Annotated in this window: 15 protein-coding genes; 6 read left to right on the forward strand and 9 right to left on the reverse strand. The window is 50.5% G+C overall.

Translation table 11 applies throughout. From position 1 onward, the window contains the following. Nucleotides 1-25: 25 nt before the first annotated feature. The 6 genes from thrS to J3P34_RS12440 all read right to left on the reverse strand — a co-directional run bounded on the left by thrS (nt 26) and on the right by J3P34_RS12440 (nt 11,418). Nucleotides 26-1,963: a threonine--tRNA ligase gene (gene thrS / locus J3P34_RS12415; RefSeq protein WP_210488996.1), complete on the reverse strand. Its 1,938-nt coding sequence runs from the start codon at nt 1,961-1,963 to the stop codon at nt 26-28. Nucleotides 1,964-2,012: 49 nt separating this feature from the next. Further along, nucleotides 2,013-3,005 carry a tetratricopeptide repeat protein gene (locus tag J3P34_RS12420; protein WP_210488997.1) on the reverse strand — a complete coding sequence of 331 codons (993 nt, stop codon included), beginning with the start codon at nt 3,003-3,005 and terminating at the stop codon, nt 2,013-2,015. 180 nt (nt 3,006-3,185) lie between these two features. Next, nucleotides 3,186-5,660, reverse strand: coding sequence for a DUF5686 family protein (locus J3P34_RS12425; RefSeq protein WP_210488998.1), 2,475 nt, complete (start codon nt 5,658-5,660; stop codon nt 3,186-3,188). A 291-nt stretch (nt 5,661-5,951) separates the two neighbouring features. After that, the gene (locus J3P34_RS12430; RefSeq protein WP_210488999.1) at nt 5,952-6,740 is read right to left on the reverse strand and encodes a hypothetical protein; all 789 of its coding nucleotides are present in this window, start codon (nt 6,738-6,740) and stop codon (nt 5,952-5,954) included. A gap of 66 nt (nt 6,741-6,806) precedes the next feature. Continuing rightward, a complete protein-coding gene (locus J3P34_RS12435; RefSeq protein WP_210489001.1) occupies nt 6,807-9,554 on the reverse strand; it encodes a DNA gyrase/topoisomerase IV subunit A in 2,748 nt (915 codons plus the stop codon). Further along, the gene (locus tag J3P34_RS12440; protein ID WP_210489002.1) at nt 9,547-11,418 is read right to left on the reverse strand and encodes a DNA topoisomerase IV subunit B; all 1,872 of its coding nucleotides are present in this window, start codon (nt 11,416-11,418) and stop codon (nt 9,547-9,549) included. Before J3P34_RS12440 ends, J3P34_RS12435 begins: the two co-directional genes overlap by 8 nt. 325 nt (nt 11,419-11,743) lie before the next feature. Between J3P34_RS12440 and J3P34_RS12445 the strand changes: the two genes are divergently transcribed. From J3P34_RS12445 to J3P34_RS22385, 3 genes are all read left to right on the forward strand, one after another. Beyond that, on the forward strand, nt 11,744-12,856 hold the full coding sequence (locus J3P34_RS12445; protein WP_210489003.1) for an AI-2E family transporter: 1,113 nt from the start codon (nt 11,744-11,746) through the stop codon (nt 12,854-12,856). Nucleotides 12,857-13,003: 147 nt separating this feature from the next. Then, on the forward strand, nt 13,004-13,474 hold the full coding sequence (locus tag J3P34_RS12450; RefSeq protein WP_210464986.1) for a ferritin-like domain-containing protein: 471 nt from the start codon (nt 13,004-13,006) through the stop codon (nt 13,472-13,474). 160 nt (nt 13,475-13,634) lie between these two features. After that, complete coding sequence (locus J3P34_RS22385; protein WP_210489004.1) at nt 13,635-15,056, forward strand: exonuclease domain-containing protein; 1,422 nt, start codon at nt 13,635-13,637, stop codon at nt 15,054-15,056. A gap of 32 nt (nt 15,057-15,088) precedes the next feature. On the opposite strand, the gene J3P34_RS12460 is transcribed toward J3P34_RS22385, so the two are convergent. After that, nucleotides 15,089-16,573, reverse strand: a complete 1,485-nt coding sequence (locus tag J3P34_RS12460; RefSeq protein ID WP_210489005.1) for a hypothetical protein — start codon at nt 16,571-16,573, stop codon at nt 15,089-15,091. Nucleotides 16,574-16,834: 261 nt separating this feature from the next. Here J3P34_RS12460 and J3P34_RS12465 point away from each other — a divergent pair, with 261 nt between their 5' ends. After that, on the forward strand, nt 16,835-18,427 hold the full coding sequence (locus tag J3P34_RS12465) for a hypothetical protein (RefSeq protein WP_210489006.1): 1,593 nt from the start codon (nt 16,835-16,837) through the stop codon (nt 18,425-18,427). 177 nt (nt 18,428-18,604) lie between these two features. On the opposite strand, the gene J3P34_RS12470 is transcribed toward J3P34_RS12465, so the two are convergent. Together J3P34_RS12470 and J3P34_RS12475 are read right to left on the reverse strand one after the other, a co-directional pair. Continuing rightward, nucleotides 18,605-19,135, reverse strand: coding sequence for a GNAT family N-acetyltransferase (locus tag J3P34_RS12470; RefSeq protein ID WP_210489007.1), 531 nt, complete (start codon nt 19,133-19,135; stop codon nt 18,605-18,607). 40 nt (nt 19,136-19,175) lie between these two features. After that, nucleotides 19,176-20,255, reverse strand: coding sequence for a DNA topoisomerase IB (locus J3P34_RS12475; protein ID WP_210489009.1), 1,080 nt, complete (start codon nt 20,253-20,255; stop codon nt 19,176-19,178). 208 nt (nt 20,256-20,463) lie between these two features. Between J3P34_RS12475 and J3P34_RS12480 the strand changes: the two genes are divergently transcribed. Then, nucleotides 20,464-21,330, forward strand: a complete 867-nt coding sequence (locus J3P34_RS12480; protein ID WP_210489010.1) for a M48 family metallopeptidase — start codon at nt 20,464-20,466, stop codon at nt 21,328-21,330. Nucleotides 21,331-21,394: 64 nt separating this feature from the next. Next, complete coding sequence (locus tag J3P34_RS12485; protein WP_210489011.1) at nt 21,395-22,600, forward strand: App1 family protein phosphatidate phosphatase; 1,206 nt, start codon at nt 21,395-21,397, stop codon at nt 22,598-22,600. Nucleotides 22,601-22,675: the final 75 nt, after the last annotated feature.

A 22,675-nucleotide genomic window follows, 5' to 3' on the forward strand; every position in this document is an offset into this window, starting at 1 on the left:
AAATTAAAAGTATTTACCTAATATTTTAATTAAGCAATTCGGCCAATACGGCCCGGAAGTTCTCAACAAAGGCGTCTACGCGTAAAGTTCCCATGTCGCCTAAGCCGTGTTTCCGCACAGAGACAATCTCGTTTTCCTGCTCTTTTTCGCCTACAATGATCATGTAGGGCACTTTACTCACTTCCGCATCACGTATCTTCCGGCCAATTTTTTCATCGCGGGTATCAATGTATCCTCTGATGTCCTGCTCAGCGAGTTGGGCGTTCACCTTGTGGGCGTAATCATGGTATTTTTCAGAAATAGGCAGAATTGCCACCTGATCTGGGCTGAGCCACAGCGGGAAGTTACCGCCACAGTGCTCAATTAATACCGCCACAAAGCGCTCCAGCGAACCAAACGGAGCCCGGTGAATCATTACCGGACGGTGTTTCTCGTTATCAGCCCCGATGTACTCCAGGTCAAAACGCTCTGGCAGGTTGTAGTCTACCTGGATGGTTCCCAGCTGCCACTTACGGCCCAAAGCGTCTTTCACCATGAAGTCCAGCTTAGGTCCGTAGAACGCAGCTTCGCCCAACTCAGTTACAGTAGGCAGGCCTTTCTCCGTGGCTGCTTCAATAATGGCGCGCTCGGCTTTCTCCCACAGCTCATCAGAACCAATGTATTTGGCTTTGTTCTCTGGGTCGCGCAAAGAAATTTGGGCAGTGTAGTTCTCAAAGCCCAAAGCCTTGAATACGTACAGCACCAGGTCAATTACTTTGGTGAACTCTTCCTTCACCTGGTCTGGGCGGCAGAAGATGTGGGCATCATCCTGGGTAAAGCCCCGAACGCGGGTTAAGCCATGCAACTCACCGCTTTGCTCGTAACGGTACACGGTCCCAAACTCGGCCAGACGCACCGGAAGTTCTTTGTAAGACCTTGGACGGGTCTTGTAGATCTCGCAGTGGTGCGGGCAGTTCATGGGTTTCAGGAAGAACTCCTCATTCTCGTTGGGCGTCTTGATGGGCTGAAATGAATCTGCGCCGTATTTCTCGTAGTGGCCAGAAGTCACATACAGTTCTTTGGCCCCGATATGCGGGGTTACTACGGGCTGGTAGCCGGCTTTCATCTGGGCTTTGCGCATGAATTGCTCCAGGCGCTCACGCAGCATGGTGCCTTTAGGTAACCAGAGCGGTAAGCCCATGCCCACTTTCTCAGAGAAAGCGAACAGCTCCATTTCTTTGCCTAGCTTGCGGTGGTCACGGCGTTTGGCTTCCTCCAGGCGCTCCAGGTACTCAGTGAGTTCTTTCTGTTTAGGGAAAGTGATGGCGTATACCCGGGTTAACTGCTTGCTCTTCTCATCGCCGCGCCAGTAAGCGCCGGCCACGTTCATTAGTTTGGCAGCCTTTATAAAACCAGTGTTAGGGATGTGTGGCCCGCGGCAAAGATCTGTGAAATTGCCCTGGGTATAGAAGGTGATGGAGCCGTCCTCCAGTCTTTCCAACAAATCCAGTTTGTAAGGATCGTTCTTCTCAGTGAAGTAAGCAATCGCATCGGCTTTGCTGATAGGCTGGCGCACGTATTCGCTTTTCTGGCGGGCCAGCTCCAGCATTTTCTGCTCAATGGCAGGAAAGTCTTCCTGGGAAAGGCTTCTGTCGTCGCCCAGGTCAATGTCATAGTAGAAACCGTTCTCAATGGCCGGGCCAATTCCAAGTTTCACGCCAGGGTATAAAGCCTCCAGCGCCTCAGCCATTAAGTGGGCCGAGGAATGCCAGTAGGTAGCCTTGCCTTCGTCATCGTTCCAGGTCAACAGTTGGATATTAGCATCCTCAGTAATAGGGCGCGTTAAGTCCCAAACTTGGCCGTTCACTTTCACGGCCAATACGTTACGGGCTAATCCTTCACTGATGGAGGCGGCAATCTCTATACCGGTTACTCCCTCCTGGTATTCACGGACCGAACCGTCTGGTAAGGTAATGTTGATCATATATAAAGATATAAACTTCTTCGTTTTAGCCTAGTTTCCGGCAAAATAGCTAAAAAACAGATACGGCGCGCAAAGTATCCATCATTGGTCGTTGCGGCACGGGCCTGTTGATGCGCTGCAAAGCTACACTATAGCGCCGGTTCTGCGGATATTTTCTAACTAAAAATGCGTAATGCGGTCTAGCTGCTGCTTTCTGGCCCGTCCACTCCAGGCAGGATGCCAAAACCCAGCGGTTATGCTCCGTAAGTTTCAGGCCCAGTTCCTGTGCTTTTAGTAGTTGCGGCAAGGCCGTACTGTACTGTCTTTTCTTGTACCAAGCCTCACCCAGCCCAGCGTAGCCTTCCGGATTCTCAGGTTGGAAATTGATGGCCCGGCTGAAACAGGCCAACGCCGTGTCAGTAAGATTGCGGTTAAGGTAATATTGCCCCAGCTGTTGCCACCAGAAACCATCCTTAGGTTGCTTCTTCACGCCCACCTGGACCAGCGGAATGGCATTATCATACAAACCCCGGGCAGTATAGATGGCACTTAGCTCTCGGTAAGCCGGCAAGGACACAGAGTCCCTAATTAAAGCGCGATTAAGGTTATATAGCGCGCGGGTGGTATCTCCAGTTCCGGCCTGGGCCTTGGCCAGCAATACATAGTACTTCGCTTCTCCCGGACTTAATCTGATGGCTTTACTGCTATGGCCTAAAGCCCTGTCATACAGCTTCAAACCCACATACGTCTCGGCCAGAATGGCCTCCGATTCAGGGGAGTAAAAGTTGAAGGCATTGGCCTGCATCATCATCTTCATGGCTTCCTGGTACTCCTTGCGACCGGTAAGGATTTTGGCCTTCCAGAAGTACGCTTCTCCCAGCGCGGGGTCCATGGTGGTAGCGGTGGTGAGGTCCTTGAAAGCGGGTTGCACTTTGTCTATTGCCAGGTACAGTTTGGCCCGTTTTACAAACCACTCTGGTTGCGGACTCCTTTGGTCTAATGCCCTGGTAATTTCGTTTATCTGGGTAGGTACGCTGCTATCCACCCGCTGGGGATTGAACATTCTTTCTTCTGATGTTTTCTGGGAGCAGGCCGCGAGAAAACCAAAGCCCAACCATAAAAGCCAAAAAGAAATACGCATGCGGGAAATCAGGTACATAAATAGATAATGCAGCGAAGGTACCATTTCCAGTTTAGTTCTGCTGTGTTTTAGCACCTATTTTCTATAAACAGGCCCAAAACCCTAAGGGTTCACGGAGACTGACAGACGCACGCCCCACAACGGAGAATCCAGTTCTTTGTAGGTCAACCGGTGCACCAGATCCACCCGCAGCAACTGAAAGATGTTCTTGAAACCCACGTTCACCTCGGCATAAGGGTCTTTCCCCAGGCTGCGGAAATTAACTTTATCAGTCGCGGCCGCATCCTCAGTGGGCTTGTTCTTATCCGTTAGCCGGCCGTAAAGCACCGTGCCACCTGCCACCAGCAACAGTTTGGTTTTCTTCAGCAACGGCAATCGGTTGGTGAGGGAGAAAGCCCCTTCAAAATGGTGGTCATACCGCAAGGAGACATATTCATCTGTGGCAAAGGAGAAGAAAGGCATGAGGTTATAGCCTTGTAGGATGAAAAACGGGGTTTCATTCCCGATGGGTACCTGCAGCAAAGGCAACGGTACTTTGGTGAAGGTCTTGCCCGCCCTTAGGTAATACCGCCCATACCCGAAAATGCCCGCCCGCACCCGCTGCTCCACCGACAGAGAAACCTCCTGATAAGTGAGGTCAGAGTTCATCAGTCCGCTCAGCCCAGCAGATAAGTCTAGCCCCACAATAGGTGCCGTGGAATTAGCGATGGGGATCTTCTCATAGTGCCTGATCAGGACCTTTTTGGCAGAGGCGTATCGCAGGCTCAGGGTCACATCTGTGGTGCTGAAGCCATCGTACTTGGAGACATCGTTTTTCCCACTCAAGGGCTTGGTATCAAAGGCTGGCCGGTAAGTGGTATGCCGGAAAGTCACGCGCTGCCGGAATCCAGGCAGCCATTCCCGCTCGGCCCACATCTGCATCCGCTCCTGCTGGTACGGAAAATTCATCTTACCCCATCTGAACGCCGAAAAGAAAAGACTGTTCAGCTGACTATTGTTCAGGTCCATGGAGGCGGGGCCTACGTCATTGAGGTAACTTACCCCCCATTCGGTCCACCGTTGCCGGTTGTAGATGTATCTGATATTGAAGAGGCTTTTGAAGGACTCGTCTTTGGTGCCGTAACCCAGGTAGCCGTTCATGATCCAGTTTGGGTGAAACTCCTGCGTGGTGCGGCCGCCAAACTGTACCCGGTGACCTTCTACCTTATTGAACACATAGGTCCCGAACACCGGTCCCCACTCAAATTTGTCATTGAGCGGCATGTGCCCTTCCACCGCCACCCGGATGATCTTAACGGCACTCTGGATTTCGGGAAGTTTGTTTATCTGGGCTATGGACTCCAGCCTTTTCTGCTCTTCGGGGGAGAAAGCCTGGGGACGCATTTCCTGCCAGTAATCGTCTTTGTGCTTGAGGGCAGAATCGCTGATCTGGTGGGTCATGTCAAAAAAGTCCTCTGGTTTGGGTTGCCCCAGCACCAGGTCGGTATATGTAGTGATGGTCTCTACAAAAAGGCGTACATCGGTACCCGGCAGGCCGGTGATTTGGAACTTGCGCTTACTCGACAAAGGCAACAAAGAAGGCTTCTCCTCATCCCAAGCCTGTACAATCTGCAGGTTTTTGACAAAATTTAGGGCTACGTCTTTGTTCAGCCGCAGCTCTATGCGGCGAAGTGAGAATGTGCCATCGGCAATCCACATGGTACCTTCAAAGGTGAGATCCTGTGAGCGCTTAGGTAAAATCTTAATGCGGTACACTTTACCGGTAGCCGTCTCTATGCTGTCTTCCAGGTCATAGTCATAGTAAGCGGCCCACTGATTAGCGATAGGACTCACAAAGTCTTTGTCAAACATGCGCATCCAGTTCTGGTTAAGCGAGAAATGCTCAGCCTGGGCATTCAACAACTGAGCAATCTGGCTTTCCTTCTCAATGCCCACCCCTGCCACCTTGCTGGCTTTCAAAATCTCCTTAGATTTTTTAGGGTTCCGGCTAAAGAAGGTCTCTTTCACCGTCTCTGACTGGAAAATAGGCAAAGAAGCAGTGCGGGAAGGTGCGTCACTCAGGGTGAGGCTGTCCAGGAACGGCGCATATCTCTTAGAAAAGCCTTTCTTTTTATCTGTGGCCTCCCGCTCCAGAATACTGCCTTTCATAAGGGTATAAGTCCCAAACTGGATGGCATCCTGGTTTTCGGGCAGGTAAAGGTGCTTGTTCCTGGCGGCCGCGCGCACAATTTTATAAGCCGGATTTTCTTTAGGCCTGACCACTATCTCCTGGATGGCAATACTCTGCCGCTCCAAGGCAATATTCCCGTTGTTCATCAACTCTTTAGCTGATTTTACCACTGGCAAGTACCCTAGCAACGTGAAGGTTATTGTGTCAGTCAGGGTGAATTTCCGGATAATGTACTGGCCGGCTTCATCGGTAAAAACAGGCACCTTAGCGGACTGCAGATGCACCGTAACATAGTCAAGGGGTTTCTTGCTTTCCGCGTCAATGACTTTCCCCACCAATGGGGAGGTCTGGGCATGCGCTGTCCGTAAGCCAAGTAGAAGCAGAATACAGATTAGTATGTTTCTCACCCTTAGAAAATTGATTCCCTAATATAAAAAAATTGGCAAGCTTTATATTCAATTTGCCCTATTTAAATTTTGGCATTCTGAATTGAATTCGGGAAAGATTTAGAAGAAGCAAACGCTACACCTTATAAGCTTTCAAATAGAAGACAGCTAACATTCAAAAACCCCTATTTTTAAATAGCTTATAGCCTATTTTTTCGAAAATAGCCTCAAAACGCAAAAGCCCTATATGCCAGCGGCAGCCTTCATCAAGGCTGCCGCTGGCATATAGGGCTTCAAATGACAGGAGCTTAACTAAGACCTTACCTTAAGGATTTCCTGCAGCAGGATTTTACATTTTCTGCTAAGTTCCAGGTCTTCTGTAGTTACCAGCTTTTGATCTAGCGCCCGCTGTAAAGTAGCCACGCTCTCACTATTGAGTTCTGCCTCCCGCTGCACGCGGGCTAAGTCATAGTAATACAGCAGGTTGGCAGGCTCCAGTTCTATGGCTTTGGTGAAAGCCTGTATGGCAAGTTCGTTTGATGCGGTGGGCAAAGGCAATTGGGTGAGCAACCGGTTGGCAGATCGCTCAGCAAATGACAAGTTGGCTACTTTGAAAGCCCAACGGCCTTTCAAGTGCCAGGCACCCGCCAGTTTGGGGTCCTTGGCTAAGGCTTTGTCAATAAAGGTTTTGATCTGGGTTAGTTGCACCATCCGGTCTTTCATGGAAACCGTCTGGCAAAGATTACTTAGGGAAAGCGCCATCACGTAGTTGGGCTCGGCGGAGAGGCTGTCTACCTCAAAGGCTCTCTGAGCAAAGGCGAAGGCTTTCTGGAAATAAAGGCCCTTATGGGTGTCATCGGGGAATCTGCTGCCAATACGACCGCAGACAATGCTGGCCTTGGTCAAGGCCTCTGGTAAATCAGGATTGGAGGAAAGCAACAGTTCATATTTCTCAAGGGCTTCTACGTCCTTGAACTCCCTGAATAACTGATTTGCTTCCCACAGTAGTTTTTCCGAACCTAAGCCACCTGCTACGGCAGCCAGGTTCGGAAAACTTATGAGTGTGATCAGGAATATAATTAGTCTAAAAGTCCTTTGCATACAACTCCCCCAGATTTACTTATTAGTCCAACGTAAGGGTAATCTACAAATTACTTTTAAAAAGTCCTAAAACAGATTCAACTGTTTTTTGGGTGGCTTCACTGGTTTAAGTAGATCCCCGGTTTGTTCGTTATCTACGTCCAAATTCAATACAGGTTCCAAGTTATTTATTTCAAGGACCACCTGGTCTCCTGATGCAAAGGAGGCTGGTTGTTCTTGTATTATCTTGGGTTCTACCTTAATCGCTTTTATTATTTTAGTACCAGTTTTAGGCTTCACTTGCTCTGCTTCTTCCTCTTTTTGGATACTTACCCCAAAAATCTTGAAGTAATTGAGTTTGTTGCCCATAGCACGCCATCCTTTCACATCAATGAAGTCACTGAGCAGCAGGTTTTCTGTCTCTTTATCAGACTTTTTATCCCGCTGGAACTTAATCTCAGCTTTAGGTTCTGGGTGCACTGAGGCCGCCAGCAATTTAGAGCCCTTTGTTTCCGGGATGAAGGCAAACCGTTTGCCCATTGTGCTGGTCTCCACCACGAAGCGCTTCACGTAGGTCACCTTGGTTTCACCCTCGGTGTACACGGCAGAAACCACCAGCTCCGGCGAGAACTTATGGATCACTTCAATGTTAGGCACATCATAGTGATTGGACAGTTCAAAGGAAGTCAGCTCATAGGAACCATCCTTAAAGATGACCAGAATTGAGTCATCGGTATTGAATGATCCTAAGTAGCGACCACGGTTCTCGGTGTTCAAACGCCCGATTACCTCATCATAGTAGATTTCGCGGCCGCCTCGGGTAGACTCACCCAGGGCTTTCTGCACTACTTTCTTGATCGGGTGCTTCGTCACGATGTTGCCTTGCGAGCCTTTGCCTTTAATGAGCAATTCTGCAAAATCAAAGTCAAACTGCTTCACGCGGGCGGTGCTGGCCGGCTGTAAGGTGATGCTCACCAACTCAGACTCTGAATTAGGGTTAGCCGTCAGATACACCACTTTGGAGTTCTTTTCGCCTTTGGTCAGGTCATATTCCTTGTCACGGGTGATGGATGTCACCGCAAACCGCTTGGCGAACGAGATGCCAGTTTTGCCGTCCACATAGATCATGTTATAAACCATGTGCTCATCATTCTTGTTGTACACGCCCACGTGTATGATGTCTTTGCCCATGAAGATCTTATCGCTGATCTTAGACACCATAAACTTACCGTCCTTCCGGATGGCAATGATATCGTCCATGTCAGAGCAGTCGCAGACAAACTCGTCTTTCTTTAAGCCATAGCCCACGAAACCATCTTTGCGGTTCACGTACAGCTTCTGGTTGGCCACCGCCACTTTCTGGGCAGACACAACGTCAAAGGTTCTAATCTGCGTCTTGCGCTCTTTGCCTTTGCCGTATTTGGCTAAAAGACCCTCAAAATAGCTGATGGCGTAACGGGTAAGGTTGGCCAGGTTATCCAGCACCTCGGCCATTTCATCTTCCAGCTTTTTGATGAACTCGTCGGCTTTGAAGGAGTCAAACTTGGAAATCCGCTTGATCTTTATCTCGGTCAGGCGGATGATATCATCCTGCGTCACCTCGCGGCGCAGCAGAGGTTTGTGCGGCTCCAGTCCTTTGTCAATGGCTTCCAGCACGGCCTCCCAGGTTTCGCACTCTTCAATGTTGCGGTAGATGCGGTTCTCAATGAAGATTTTTTCCAGGGAAGAGTTGTGCCATCTGTCTTCCAGTTCCGCCAGTTTGATCTCCAGCTCACGCTCCAGCAACCGCACGGTTTTGGTCGTGGACAAGCGCAGAAGTTCATCCACGTTCAGGAAGCGCGGCTTGTCTTCAATGATGACGCAGGTGTTGGGCGAGATTGAGACCTCGCAATCGGTGAAGGCGTACAGCGCATCAATGGTCAGGTCAGGCGAAATCCCCGGCGGGATGTGCACCTGAATCTCCACCTCGGCGGCGGTGTTGTCCACCACCTTCTTGATCTTGATCTTATTGTTCTCGCTGGCCTTTACAATGGAGTCCATCAAGGCCGTGGTGGTGGTACCGTATGGCACGTCACGGATGATGAGCAGCGATTTGTCTACTTTCTCAATTGTAGCCCTTAAACGGATCTTGCCGCCTCTGCCCCCACCGTTGTAGTTGGTGAAGTCAGCCAAACCGCCCGTTGGGAAATCTGGCAGCAAGGTAGTCTTGCGGCCTTTAAGAACGTCAATAGAGCCCTTGATCAGCTCCCGGAAGTTGTGGGGCATGATCTTCGTAGACAAGCCCACGGCAATCCCTTCCACGCCCTGCGCAAGCAGCAGCGGGAATTTCACCGGCAAGGTCACCGGCTCATTTTTACGGCCATCGTAGCTTAGCTGCCACTCGGTGGTCTGGGCGTTGAATACTACGTCTAAGGCGAACTTGGTTAAGCGCGCCTCAATGTAACGAGGAGCCGCCGCGCTGTCGCCAGTGCGCACATCACCCCAGTTACCTTGCGTTTCAATGAGCAGGTCTTTCTGGCCCAGGTTAACAATAGCATCACCAATGGAGGCGTCACCGTGCGGGTGGTACTGCATGGTCTGCCCAATCACGTTCGCCACTTTGTTGAAACGACCATCGTCCATTTCTTTCATGGCGTGCATGATGCGGCGCTGAACCGGTTTGAAACCATCTTCCAGGGCAGGAACGGCCCGCTCCAGGATTACATAGGAGGCGTAGTCCAGAAACCAGTTCTCGTACAGTCCGGAAACAGAGCTTATCTCATGGATAGCTTCTTCGCCTTCCAGTTCCGCGTCCAGTTCCAGGTTGTTCTCGTTTTCCAATTCTTCGTTAAGCATATACCTCCTCTACTATATCTTTCTCAATCTTGAGATTCTCAATGATAAACTGCTGCCGCTCCGGCGTGTTCTTGCCCATAAAGTAGGACAGGACCTTCTGAATGTTCTGCTCAGTTTTACCCATAATCACCGGCTCAAGACGGATGTTGTCCCCGATGAACTTCCCGAACTCCTCCGGGGAGATCTCACCCAAACCTTTGAAACGGGTGATCTCTGGGTTCTTGCCCAGCTTACGCATGGCGTTCTGCTTCTCCTGCTCATTGTAGCAATAGATGGTCTCCTTTTTGTTTCGTACCCTGAAGAGCGGCGTCTCCAGAATGTACAAGTGACCGTTTTTAACCAGATCCGGGAAAAACTGTAGGAAAAACGTCATCAACAGTAAGCGAATGTGCATGCCATCCACGTCGGCATCAGTGGCGACTACCACGCGGTTGTAGCGCAAACCTTCCAGACCTTCCTCAATGTTGAGGGCGTGCTGCAGCAGATTGAACTCCTCATTCTCGTACACCACTTTCTTCTTCAACCCGAAGCAGTTCAATGGCTTTCCTCTCAAGGAGAAAACAGCCTCCAACTCTACGTTCCTAGACTTGGTGATAGAACCTGAAGCAGAGTCACCCTCGGTGATGAACAAGGTGGTGAGCGCTTCTTTCTCCAGCTCTTTGCTTTCACCGAAATGGAAGCGGCAGTCACGCAGTTTTTTGTTGTGCAGGTTCGCCTTCTTCGCGCGTTGGTTCGCTAGCTTCTTAATACCTGCCATGTCTTTGCGCTCGCGCTCACTCTGCTCAATGCGTTTGCGCAGGGCCTCAGCTACAGAAGGATTCTTGTGCAGGTAATTGTCCAGGTGCTCCTTCACGAAATCGTTCACGAAATTCCGGACGGTTGGGCCGTCCGGTCCCACGTTGATGGAGCCCAGCTTGGTTTTGGTCTGACTTTCGAAAACTGGCTCCTGAACGCGAATGGCAATGGCGCCTACAATAGAGCCCCGTATATCGGTGGCATCGTAATCTTTCTTATAGAACTCGCGCACGGTTTTTACTACGGCTTCCCGGAAAGCCGCCAGGTGCGTACCGCCCTGGGTGGTGTACTGTCCGTTCACGAAAGAATAGTACTCTTCGCCGTAATCGTTGCCGTGGGTCAAAGCTAGCTCAATATCCTCGCCTTTCAGGTGGATAATGGGGTAGCGCATGCTTTCCTCGGCGATCTTGCGGCTCAACAGGTCTTTCAGGCCATTCTCAGACAGATACTTCTGTCCATTGAAGTGGATAGTCAGTCCTGCATTGAGATACACATAGTTCCAGATCTGGTTTTCCAGGAACTCCGGAATGAAGTGGTAGTTTTTGAAAATGGTGTCATCAGGTACGAAGACCGTGGTGGTACCATTGCGCTGGTTTGAATCCTGCAGCGGCTCATCGTTCACCAATTCGCCGCGCTCAAACTCGGCCACCTTGGTTTTGCCGTCGCGTACCGACTGGATTCTGAAGCTGGAGGACAACGCGTTCACCGCCTTGGTACCCACCCCGTTCAGACCCACCGATTTCTGGAAAGCCCGGCTGTCATACTTACCACCGGTGTTGATCTTGCTCACGCAGTCAATCACCTTGCCCAGCGGAATACCACGGCCGTAGTCACGGACCACTACCTTATGGTCAGAAATCTTTACTTCAATGGTGCGACCATACCCCATCATGTGTTCATCAATGGAGTTGTCAATCACCTCTTTCACAAGAATGTAAATCCCATCATCGGGAGAGGAGCCGTCACCTAACTTGCCAATGTACATACCCGGGCGCAGCCGGATGTGTTCACGCCAGTCAAGCGACCGTATACTATCCTCGTTGTAGGTAACATCAGTCAGTTCAGCCATGGGGAACTTAAGGGTTTAGTAGAATTAGGTAAAATAAAAGAAAATTTGCGTGTACTTTGACATTAATAGCCCGAAACAGCAATTTTAATGCAGAAACAGGTTCCAAAACAAGGCTTGTTGCCGGGCTGTTAAATTTTGCCAAAAACCAAGTTTTCTATTTATCTGTAACCAAATATAGTGCTTGGCAGTTCATTTAAGACCCTTCATTTTGCTTATATTTTTAGCTAAAACCTCAAATTTCTGATAGCCAATCATTTGAAATACTAATATTTTTAGCCTTTTCAAATAAATCTTCTTCTACTGTTCATTCCACAGAAACCTAACCATGGAAATAAAACTACCTTCCTATTTTAAGTACACCGTTATTCTGCTGGGGCTCTTTCTGCTCCTTCATTTTCTGCAGACCTTCTCCCCGGTGCTCATCCCTATTTGCTTTGCGGCCCTGTTTGCGCTGCTGCTCCTGCCCATGGCCCGCGGCCTGGAAAAGCGGCTTCCCAGGGCCGTTTCAATTGTCATTTCGCTGGTGGTAGTCATTTTGGTCCTGGGCATGTTAATTTGGTTTCTCTCCTCGCAGATCGCCAATTTTTCTTCTGAACTCACGGAGATCAACAGCAAGTTGAGTATGCTCATTGCCAAGTTCCAGGCTTTCCTGTATGACCGGTTCGGGATAAAGCCCACAAATAAGACCGAGTTCCTGCAGAAGGCCTTGGGCAACGTGACGCAGACGGGCACTGCCTTTCTGGGCAGCACCATTTCCCTCACCACCGGGGCGCTGACTGTGCTGTCGCTCATTCCTATTTATGTGTTCTGTATGCTGTACTACCGTGATCACCTGCGGCAATTCATGTTTCAGTTCATCACCAAAGACCGGCGTGAGCCGCTCATGGAAACCGTGGACAACATTCAGCGTGTGGTGCAGGGGTATCTCTCTGGGTTGCTGATAGTGATTGCCGTGGTATCGGTGCTGAACTCCATCGGGCTGATGATCATGGGCGTGGAGTACGCCATTTTCTTCGGGGTGATGGCAGCCATACTTACCGTGATTCCTTATATAGGTATTTTGATTGGAGCTCTGTTTCCGGCGCTGTTTGTGTTTGTGAACACGGGCTCGGCGGGCCAGATGCTCATCGTGATCGGGATATTTGCTTTTGTGCAGTTCCTGGAAGGCAATTTCATTACGCCTTTTGTGGTAGGCTCCAAGGTGAGCATCAACCCGTTTGCCGCAATTGTGGCCTTGATATTGGGCGGCGAGATCTGGGGGGCGCCGGGCATGATCCTGTCCATCCCCATCATCGCTATTCTCAAGGTAATCTTTGATGCTTATGAGCCGTTGCAGCCTTTCGGGTTCCTGCTGAATGATATCAACCAGGGTCCTGCCGAGAACCGGCTCCTGAAGCGACTCAAGAGCCGCCGGAACCAGGTCAAAGGTCCCGTTTAGGGCCTGTTTACGGGAAAACAGGCCCTAAACGCTGAAACTTATACTTACATGGTCAAGTATAAACCACATGCCTGATGTATTGATTGTCAAACATTTAATCTGCTTTCAGGTTCGTTTATTATTTGTACCACTTATTTCAATAAAACCATGGATAATGTAAATAGCAAAGTTATCAGCACCCTTAATGATCTAGTGGAAACTGCCCGCGACGGGAGAAAAGGCTACGAAACCGCAGCCGATGCCGTAGACAACCCCCAGATGAAAACTGAGTTCCACCGCCTGGCACAGCAGCGCGCCACCTTTGTGAGCGAACTGGAAAGAACGGCCCAGAGTCTGGGCGGCAGCACCGCAAACAAAACCACGCTGGAAGGTGCCGCCCTAGAGGCCGCCGGCGCCGTGCACCGGGGCTGGATTAATCTGAAATCTGCGGTGGGCGCCAATGACAGCAAAGCCATTTTGAGCGAATGCGAAAATGGTGATGCCGCAGCCCTCAAAGCCTATGACAATGCCTTGCATGAAAAAGACCTGCCCGTAGATGTCTTAACCTTGATCCAACGGCAAAAACAGGAAATTGAGGCTGCCAAGCAAACTATCACTTCCTTGAAACAAAGCCTGTGAAATTAGCCTTACGGCACAAAAAAGGGCAGCTTTAAGAGCTGCCCTTTTTTGTGCCGTTTTCATGAAAATGCGTCCAAAACCCGGATGAAACGTTCTTTCCCTTTTCTTGGTTCTCATAATAGTTATTACCTAGCATTATCATCCACCTTAACCCTAGCGCGTGTACGCCATTATAGATATAGAAACTACCGGTGGCCAACCCTCAGAAGACCGCATTACTGAGATCGCGATTTTCATTCATGACGGGAACCAGGTAGTGGATCAGTTTCACAGCCTCATTAATCCTGGAAGGCCTATCCCCTTCTTCATCTCGCAGCTAACGGGCATCACCGATGAGATGGTGAAAGACGCGCCCAAATTCCACGAGGTGGCCAAGCAGATTGTGCAGATCACCGAGGGAAACGTGTTTGTGGCCCACAACGTGCGCTTTGACTACTCCTTTGTCAAGAAAGAGTTCGCTGACCTGGGCTTTACTTTCCAGCGCAAGACGCTGTGCACCGTGCGCCTGAGCCGCAAACTCATGCCGGGGCTTCCCTCCTACAGCCTGGGCAAACTCTGCAAGAGCATTGACATTCCGTTGCAGATGCGGCACCGCGCTATTGGTGACGCCGAGGCTACGGCCATCCTTTTTGACCGTTTGCTGAAAATTGACGAGAAAAAGGTGAATGACTCCCAGGATGATAAATTGCTGGAGACTTCTTCCATCTCAAAGGAGATCAAGACCTCCCTTTTGCCGCCCGCTATTTCCAGAGACATGGTTGATGCTTTGCCGCTGGAGGCCGGTGTCTATTATTTCCACGACGAGAACGGCGAGATCATCTACGTGGGCAAGAGCAAGAGCATCCGCAAGCGGATCATCCAGCACTTCAGCATCGACTTCAAGAGCAAGAAGTCTATTGAGTTCAAGAACCGCATCGCCAGCATTACTTATGAGCGAACCGGTAGCGAGCTAGTAGCACTTTTGTTTGAGTCTGATGAAATCAAGAAGCGGAAGCCTTTCTATAACCGCGCCCAGCGCCGGAGCGTGTACCATTCGGGCATTTACTCTTACTATGACCAGGACGGTTATCTGCGGCTCACGTTTCAGAAGGCCAAGACGGAGGTTCCGCCGCTGCTCACCATGTCCAATCAGTTCCAGGCGAAGAACTTCCTTTACAACCGCGTAGCCAAGTACAACCTCTGCCAGAAGCTGTGCGACCTGTACAAAACCAATGGCCCGTGCTTTGATTACCAGGTGCACCAATGCAAAGGCGCCTGTGTGGGCAAAGAATCGCCGGAGGAGTATAACCAGCGCGTGATTGAGTCCATTGACGCCTTCAAGTACGACTATGACACGTTTGTGATCATCGGGAAGGGGCGCCACCCAGAGGAGAAATCAGTGGTAGTGGTAGACAACGGCCGGTACCTGGGTTTCGGGTATTTCGATGAGTCGTTCAGCGCCAGTTCGCTGGAGGATTTCAAAGGCGTGATCAAGTACTACAATGACAACAAAGACACGCAGCAGATCATCAGAGGCTACATGCGCACGAAGCACCAGGACAAAGTGCTGGTGTTCTCCGAAGATGTAAACGCCGAGATTTAAGCCTGTTTTCCAAAAAACAGCCCGAAACGGGATTAATGCAGGCGGTGCCGCAAAAGCCAGCCAGCGCCGTTGAACTCTTGCGCAGCCGGGGTATATTCCTCCCGTTCCACGCCTTTGGTTTTGGGGTAATCGTTGCCGTCTTCCTCGTCAAACAAGAGGAGTTTCTGGCCGCTGAGTAGGAAGTTCGGATGGACGGAGAGCACATCGGTGCCTTCGCCCCCGTACAGCCTTACTTTTATCTTGTTTTCTCCTTTACCCTGCAGTACAAACGTATCTTCCTCGCCCAAACCATAGATTGAAAGGCGCTGGGTTTCTGATGGCAGGAAAACCTTTTCATAGAGCAGGGTTCGCTCCTGGTTTTTATGCAGGGCAAAATGCTGCACCAACAAACTGCCATCCTCCCTAAAATTCAACTGGAACACATCTGGGGCATCAGTGCCGGGCAGCAGCACTTCCTGGTTCAGGATTTGGTAGAAAGTGGCAGCGGCTTTGGGCAGGTCGTCGCGGCGTGATTTCAGCTTGGAGGCAAACTCCTGTACAGACAATTCCCTTATCTGCGGAGGCCACTCCTGCAGTGCCTTGTCAATCACGGCATCGGTGAGGCTCTCCTGAAGCTTTTGGGCGGCGGCCAGGAAATCCTCCTGCGTAAGATAGCTCAGAAAAAAAGCATCCATCTGCAAGGAGCTTCTGATCAGCCCCTTCACATTCTTCTCCTTGATGGTTTTATCAAAACTCTGGTAATTTGGCTTAAAAACGCTTACCAATTTGGTTAGAACCCCATCGTTGAACTTGAAGAACGCGTGGTCCCGGTCACGCGGAATGGGTGCCAGTTCTGTGATTTCGCCTTTCCTGAACACCGACCAACGCCATTGGTCTTCGCGCCGGCTCCAGTCGCTTAGCCACATGTCAAAAAGCCGGGACAAGAGATATCGCTTCCGGTCCACCTGGTAGGCAGGGCTTTTGATCAATTCCTGAAAAGCGTTTTTGGAGCTCACGATGTCATGCGGCTTCCCAAAGCTTTCCAGGTTCTCCCAGTTGCCATCTGGGCGCTCTTCCAATAGGGCCAACATATGGGCAAAATCTTTCCTGAAATCACCCAGGGCCGGATCATCTGCGATGTAGACCAACCTGGGGTTTGTATGGTACACGCCTGCTGCGTTGGCCAAAGCCGGAACTATAAAAGCCCCATACGGTTGGATCACGCTGGTCTGGTCGCGCATCAGTTTGGCGATAAAGGTCTTCTGCAGGTTCTTGGGCAGTGCTTTGGAGGGGTCTTTGTCTATGGACCGGAGCACGTACTCATGCCCGGTGGCATCTACGAGCCGAAGGTTCTTGGTCTGGAAACTCCCCCCTTCCTTTAAAGGTGTCACGCCACCCTGGAACCGGCTGATCCAGAAATAAGGTGCGGTCACCGGCTCAGCCCAAACCATTCTATAGTGCTTGCCCCACCAGAACCTATGGAACCCACTTCTGAGGTAATGCTTTCCAGCAGCCACCATTACCGTGGAATCTGCCAAAGACGGAGCCGCCTGTGCGGCAGGAAGAAACAAAAAAGAGAGAAGCCAAAGGCAGCAGTATCTTAAATAGCTGTGTACCTTTATTTTAATGAATTCATGTACCATAGGTGCGTATTTATACCTAAAACCCCGGTGCTATGTTTTAGAACCTCTTGCCTTGTTTATGGCACAAAAATTTAATTTCAAGCTAAATCCAGAGTAAATCGCCGGGGAAAACCTTTCTGGTACACTTTCTGTATGGCAAAGAACTAATATTTGACTATGCGGAAACTACTGACCATATCCCTATCCGTTCTTCTGATGAGTTACGGCTGCGCCCGGAAAGACTATTTCCAGGACTCGGCTTTGGTAGGCCCCGTTGAGCAGGAAAAGAACGCGAAGTGGGACTCGGCTACGGTGGTAGCGGGCAAACATTACGAGCGTGGCTTTCTGCACACTTTTTTCTGGGGCAAACATTACCGCAAAGTGTGGGCCCAGCCGGTGACATTGCCGGTGTTTGACATCTCCAAGATGCACGGCGGCCTGAGCCCCGAAAAAATGGGCGGCGGTTTTCAGACTACCAGCCTTACATTGGAGAATGAGCAGGGAAAACAGTATGCCCTCCGCTCCGTGGACAAAGATCCCCAGGAGATATTGCCTAAAGGTCTCAGAAAAACCTTTATCACCAACCTGCTCAGGGACCAGACCTCGGCAGCGCATCCGTACGGCGCATTAGTAGTGTCTGGCCTGGCGGGCGGAGCCAAGGTGCCGCACAGCCACCCCCGCTACGTGTACATTCCCAAAGACCAGAAAGGCTTAGGCAAAAGCTCCGCTGAGTTCCAGGACCGCGTGTTCCTGCTGGAAGAAAAGTACGAGGGCAAGGCAGCCATCACCGGTTACCTGGGCAATGCCAAAAACCTGGTAGACTCCAAGGACTTCCTGGAGAAAAGATTTTCTGAGCACTCTCACCAGCCTGACCAGTTATCTTTTGCCAAAGCCCGCCTTTTTGATGTTTTCATTGGTGACTGGGACCGGCATGAGGGGCAGTGGCAATGGGCGGTATATGATACCAGCAACGTGACCACGTACTCACCCGTGCCCAAAGACCGCGACCAGGCCTTCTTCAAGTTCGATGACGGATTGGTGCCCTGGCTCTTCAGTCGTCCTTGGGCGCCCCTCAAAAAGATGAAGACCTTCCACCACAAGGTGGCTTTTACCAAAGGCTACCTGCAGAACGCCCGCTTTATTGATGAGCGCTGCCTCAACGAGGTTACCCTGGAGCAATGGGAACAACTAGCCATGCAGCTGCAGACCCAACTCACGGATAGTGTCATCAATGCCTCGGTGGAAATGCTACCCACTCCTGCTTACAAACTTACCGGCGAAGAGATCAAGCGCAAACTACTCTCCAGACGCGAACAGTTGCCAGCCATTGCCCGAGACATGTACCGTCACCTTTCCAAACACGTGCTGGTGCCGGGTACCGACAAGAAAGAGAAGTTCATTGTGCAGCGCCTGGCCAATGGTGACACCAGAGTGTTGGTTTCCCAATTGGCCGGAGATGAGAAAGAAAGAAACCTGCTGGTTTTTGACCGAATTTTCAAAAAAACAGACACAAAATCCATTTCCCTCTACGGCTTAGCCGATGAAGACGAGTTTATCCTTACCGGAAAAGGCCAGAAAGGCATCAAGGTGAACATCTACGGCGGTATGGGCGAAGACGACGTGAAAGACGACTCCTCGGTTAATGGCTGGGGCCGTAAAACCCGCGTTTATGACACCAAGCAAGGCATTGAAATAGAAAAGGGAAAAGAAACCAAAATAAAGAAAACCCGCGACGTAAGAATCCACGCCTTTGACAGAGAAGGTTTGTAGATTAGGAGATTTGAAAATTTGAAGATGTGTAAAATGGAAAATGTGAAGATGTGGCGATTTATAGATTGTGGGTATTGGCTTTCGATGTGAAAGTTGCTAGTAAATCACAAATGAAAAGTTGCTACCAATTCCAATTCCTACATCATCACATCTTCTAATCTCCTCATTTTCAAATCTTCATACTTTCAAAGTAACCAACTCTTTCACCTCGCGTTTCCACCAGGTGTTGTCGCGGCTTTGGCAGTCTTTTTGGAAGCCGTTGCGTTCCAGTATCTTCTCTGAGGGGGTGTTACCGGCTTCTGTTTCTGCGATGACGGTGATAATGTCTGGCCGGCGGGCGCACCAGTTGAGCAGACCATCTATGGCTTCGCGCATGATGCCTTGCTGCTGATAATCTGGGTAGGTGCCGTAGCCAATCTCCACTTCTCCATTCTCGTCAGGCTCTCCTTTGAAGCACAGGTCACCGGCCATGGTTTGCTCCTTCTTCAGCACGATGGCCCACAGGGTGTAGAAATAGAATTTGTCATGGTGGAGTGGCAACAAACGCAGGAAATACGTTTCCAGGGCGTCAGCCAGATCAGGCTCAATCTCTTTGGGCGTGTACTTGAGGCCCAGTTGTTTCTCCAGGGACCCGTTGTTAGCGGCATACAGCTTCAGCTGCGCAAGGGTCAGCGGCTGAATGTGAAGTCTTTCGGTTTCTATGTACATGGCTTCGGCGCTTTTCCGCCGGAAATATATTCATAAAAACTTATTTCACCTCTAACTTTATAGCTTTCAACATCTTAATGACAAATTCCTCGGTTCTGGAGAGGTACGGATTCTCTTTGCGCTTCTTGGCGTCGTGCTTTCTGAGGTAGTCAATCAGCTTGTCCTGTTTGAAGAGGTTCACCACCTCTGGGTGGATATAGTACTTACTGCACACTGTAGGCGTGTTGCCCAACTCATGCGCCACCATTTTAGCCGCCTCCTTTACAGATTTCTCTTTGGTGATTTCCGGGTTCTCGTCCAGCAGATGCTCCAGGCATTCTACCATAAGCACGGTACCGCCCCAGGTCCTGAAATCCTTGGCGGTGAACTCTTCTGAGCTGAGGCTACGCAGGTATTCGTTCACGTCGCCAGACTCAACCGGTTGGCGGTTACCCTCCTCATCATAATACTGGAAAAGGTCATACCCGGGAATATCCTGGCACTGTTTCACAAGGCGGGCCAAGCGCCGGTCTTTGATGCTGATTTCATGTTTTACGCCTTTTTTGCCCACAAACTCCAGTTTCAATTGATCCCCCTCAATCTTCACGTGCCGGTCACGGAGTGTGGTAAGGCCGTAAGACTTGTTTTCCTTGGCGTAGGTGCGGTTCCCGATCCGGATGAAAGAGTTGTCCAGCAGTTCCACCACAATGGCCAGGATCTTGCGTTTTTCCAGTTTCTTCAGCTTCAAGTCTTTCTCCACCTGTTTCCTGATAAGTGGCAACGCATTCCCAAAGGCAATCATACGACCGAACTTGTTCAGGCTGCGAGCCTGCTGCCACTGCGGATGGTACACGTACTGCTTTCGTCCTTTGTCATCGCGCCCGGTGGCTTGGATATGGCCGTTGGGCTGCGGGGAAATCCAGACCTCGGTCCAGGCCGGCGGAATCACCAGTTTCTGGATCCGATTCAGGACCTTTTCATCGGTGATAGGTTCGCCTTTGGCATTGAAGTAGGTCACCTTCTTTCCTTTAATCTCACGGGTGATGCCAGGCTTGGTGTCTGGGAAATAGCGAAGGCCCGCCTGTTCGGCAGATACAACGGCATCAGCGTAGATGGCCTGAGGAGTTAACTGGTTTTCCATGTCTGGGGTAAAAGCAAGTTTTCTCTCCTTTAACCTTTTACAGGCATAAAGGTTGTAAACGCCGTTTTTGGCTTCCTTTTAACAGAACAACTTCAAAACAATGGGCTTTAAAAAAAGCGCTATTTGAGCATTTCATTTGCACATTGAAGGAGCCATTGTCATTTTTCAAAAGTTCACGTAAAACGAAGAACTACACTTAAACATCCTCATGAAACCAAGATTTCACATTGCGTCTCTTTATGCAAATACCAGATTTTTGATAGCCCTGTTGGTGTTGTCATCTGTTCTGTTCACCGGTTGCGGCAGTGATAAAAACGGCGATGCGGTGTTCTTCCCCATTGACAATGACCTGCAGCTAGGTATGCAGGTTTCGCAGCAGGTAGACTCGGCGTACGGCAGCAAAGGACAGCTGCTGGACCGTAACTCGCGTAACCCCAGAATAAGGGCGGCCTACGCGCACCTTGATGCCATTGTAGAGCGCCTGCTTGAGTCTGGTGAGGTGAGCTACCGCGAGGAATTCCCCTGGGACGTGAAGATCATCAATGACCCTGAGATCCAGAATGCTTTCGCAACGCCGGGTGGCCATATCTACGTGTTTACCGGCCTCATCAAGTACCTGGATAACGAAGACCAGTTGGCTGGCGTACTGGGTCACGAGATTGCCCACGCAGATCAGCGGCATTCCATAAAGCAACTGCAGAAACAATACGGCATCTCGGTGCTCACCAAGCTCATTCTGGGAAACGAAACCGGCAACCTGGAGCGGATTTTCACTCAGGTGGGTGGTCAGCTGGTGGGGCTTAAGTTCAGCCGCGATTATGAACGTGAGGCAGATGAGTACTCAGTCCGTTACCTGGGTGCCACTGACTTTTACGCCTGCGACGGCGCGGCCGGATTCTTCCAGAAGATGCAATCCCTGGAGAACAGAGGTACCCCGCCTGAGTTTATCAGCACCCACCCAGATCCAGCCAACAGAATCAGGGAGATCCAGGCCCGGGCCCAGCAGCAGGGCTGCAAAACAGGCACTGCGGCCAACACCGGGTACCAGGAGTTCAAGCGCAACCTGGGGTTATAATCGTATATATACTTATCCCTGGTTTATGCGTAAAACCGAAAAAACAACGCAAAAACCCTTTTAAATGGCAAAGGATTTAAAACAAACCCTAGGCAAAGTCATTGAAAACGCTGACGATCAGTTTGACTTTATCATGCAGCGGATCAGGAATCGGTTTGGCCTCTACAAGCCTTTGCAGATAGTTTGTTACCGCAGCTATGGCACTGTGAACCGCCTGTACCTCAAAGGCCGCGTGATGGCCAACCAAGGCATTACCTCGGCTGCCGACAATGACACGCTCCTGAAAAATCTGGTGAACATGTACCGTCGCTTTGAGAGCGACGAGGTGCGTGATGCCCAACTGCGTGTCTCATTCCAGGGACAGGAACACACAGTAATAACCGATAAAGAAGGCTATTTCACCATTAACCTTGAGCCCCAGACTCCGCTGCAACTGGATGATATCTGGCACGAGATGGAGGTAGAACTGATCAAAGCAGATGTTTCTTCTTTTGAGCCCGGGGTGAAAGCCGAGGCCCACGTGCTGGTACCGCCGCCCGATGCCGAGTATGGCATCATCTCTGACATTGATGATACCATCGTGCTTTCATCGGCCACGGATGTCATCAAAATGTCGCAGCACACGTTCATGAACAACGCCCGTACGCGGCTGCCTTTCGCGGGGGTATCTGCCTTTTACCGCTCGCTGCAGTTAGGCCGGAACGGTAAGCGCAACAACCCGTTCTTCTACGTGAGCAGCAGCCCCTGGAACATGTATGACCTGCTCCATGATTTCCTGGATATCAATGATATACCGGCTGGTCCGCTCCTGCTCCGTGATTTTGGCTTGATGCAGAACAAGTTCTTCGGGGCCGACCACATGAGCCACAAGTTCAAGGAAATCCAGAACATCCTGCTCACCTACCCTCACCTGAACTTTGTGCTCATCGGGGACAGCGGCCAGCAGGATGCGCCTATTTACCAGGAAGTAATCAAGCAGTTCCCCGGCCGGATCATCTGCGTGTACATCCGGGACGTTGAGTTGCCCGAGCGCGCGAAAATAGTGAATACCATCTCAGAGGAGTTGAAAGGCACCGTGGAGATGCTGCTGGTCAAAGACACTGCCACCGCTGCCAAGCACGCCGCAGATACGGGTCTCATCTTCCATGAAGAAATTCAGAAAGTGGAAGAGCAGAAAGAGATTGACAAGAGCGACAGCGTGGGTACCCCTACCCAGCAAGCTCCGGCTCCCATCAGCAAGGACACGAGAAAACTTAGTTCTGAGTCCTGAGTCCTGAGTCCTGAATCTAAAACTCACCTAATGCAACAGCTCCGTTTAAAGGCTGATTTTCAAAAATCGGCCTCC

The sequence above is a fragment of the Rufibacter aurantiacus genome (genome assembly GCF_017916345.1).
Classification (GTDB): domain Bacteria; phylum Bacteroidota; class Bacteroidia; order Cytophagales; family Hymenobacteraceae; genus Nibribacter; species Nibribacter roseolus.

What these genes read in the sequence shown, in the direction of transcription:
- thrS (WP_210488996.1), bottom strand. Translation starts at nt 1,963, where the DNA reads ATGATCAACATTACCTTACCAGACGGTTCGGTCCGTGAATACCAGGAG.
- J3P34_RS12420 (WP_210488997.1), bottom strand. Translation starts at nt 3,005, where the DNA reads ATGTTCAATCCCCAGCGGGTGGATAGCAGCGTACCTACCCAGATAAAC.
- J3P34_RS12430 (WP_210488999.1), bottom strand. Translation starts at nt 6,740, where the DNA reads ATGCAAAGGACTTTTAGACTAATTATATTCCTGATCACACTCATAAGT.
- J3P34_RS12435 (WP_210489001.1), bottom strand. Translation starts at nt 9,554, where the DNA reads ATGCTTAACGAAGAATTGGAAAACGAGAACAACCTGGAACTGGACGCG.
- J3P34_RS12440 (WP_210489002.1), bottom strand. Translation starts at nt 11,418, where the DNA reads ATGGCTGAACTGACTGATGTTACCTACAACGAGGATAGTATACGGTCG.
- J3P34_RS12445 (WP_210489003.1), top strand. Translation starts at nt 11,744, where the DNA reads ATGGAAATAAAACTACCTTCCTATTTTAAGTACACCGTTATTCTGCTG.
- J3P34_RS12450 (WP_210464986.1), top strand. Translation starts at nt 13,004, where the DNA reads ATGGATAATGTAAATAGCAAAGTTATCAGCACCCTTAATGATCTAGTG.
- J3P34_RS12465 (WP_210489006.1), top strand. Translation starts at nt 16,835, where the DNA reads ATGCGGAAACTACTGACCATATCCCTATCCGTTCTTCTGATGAGTTAC.
- J3P34_RS12470 (WP_210489007.1), bottom strand. Translation starts at nt 19,135, where the DNA reads ATGTACATAGAAACCGAAAGACTTCACATTCAGCCGCTGACCCTTGCG.
- J3P34_RS12475 (WP_210489009.1), bottom strand. Translation starts at nt 20,255, where the DNA reads ATGGAAAACCAGTTAACTCCTCAGGCCATCTACGCTGATGCCGTTGTA.
- J3P34_RS12480 (WP_210489010.1), top strand. Translation starts at nt 20,464, where the DNA reads ATGAAACCAAGATTTCACATTGCGTCTCTTTATGCAAATACCAGATTT.
- J3P34_RS12485 (WP_210489011.1), top strand. Translation starts at nt 21,395, where the DNA reads ATGGCAAAGGATTTAAAACAAACCCTAGGCAAAGTCATTGAAAACGCT.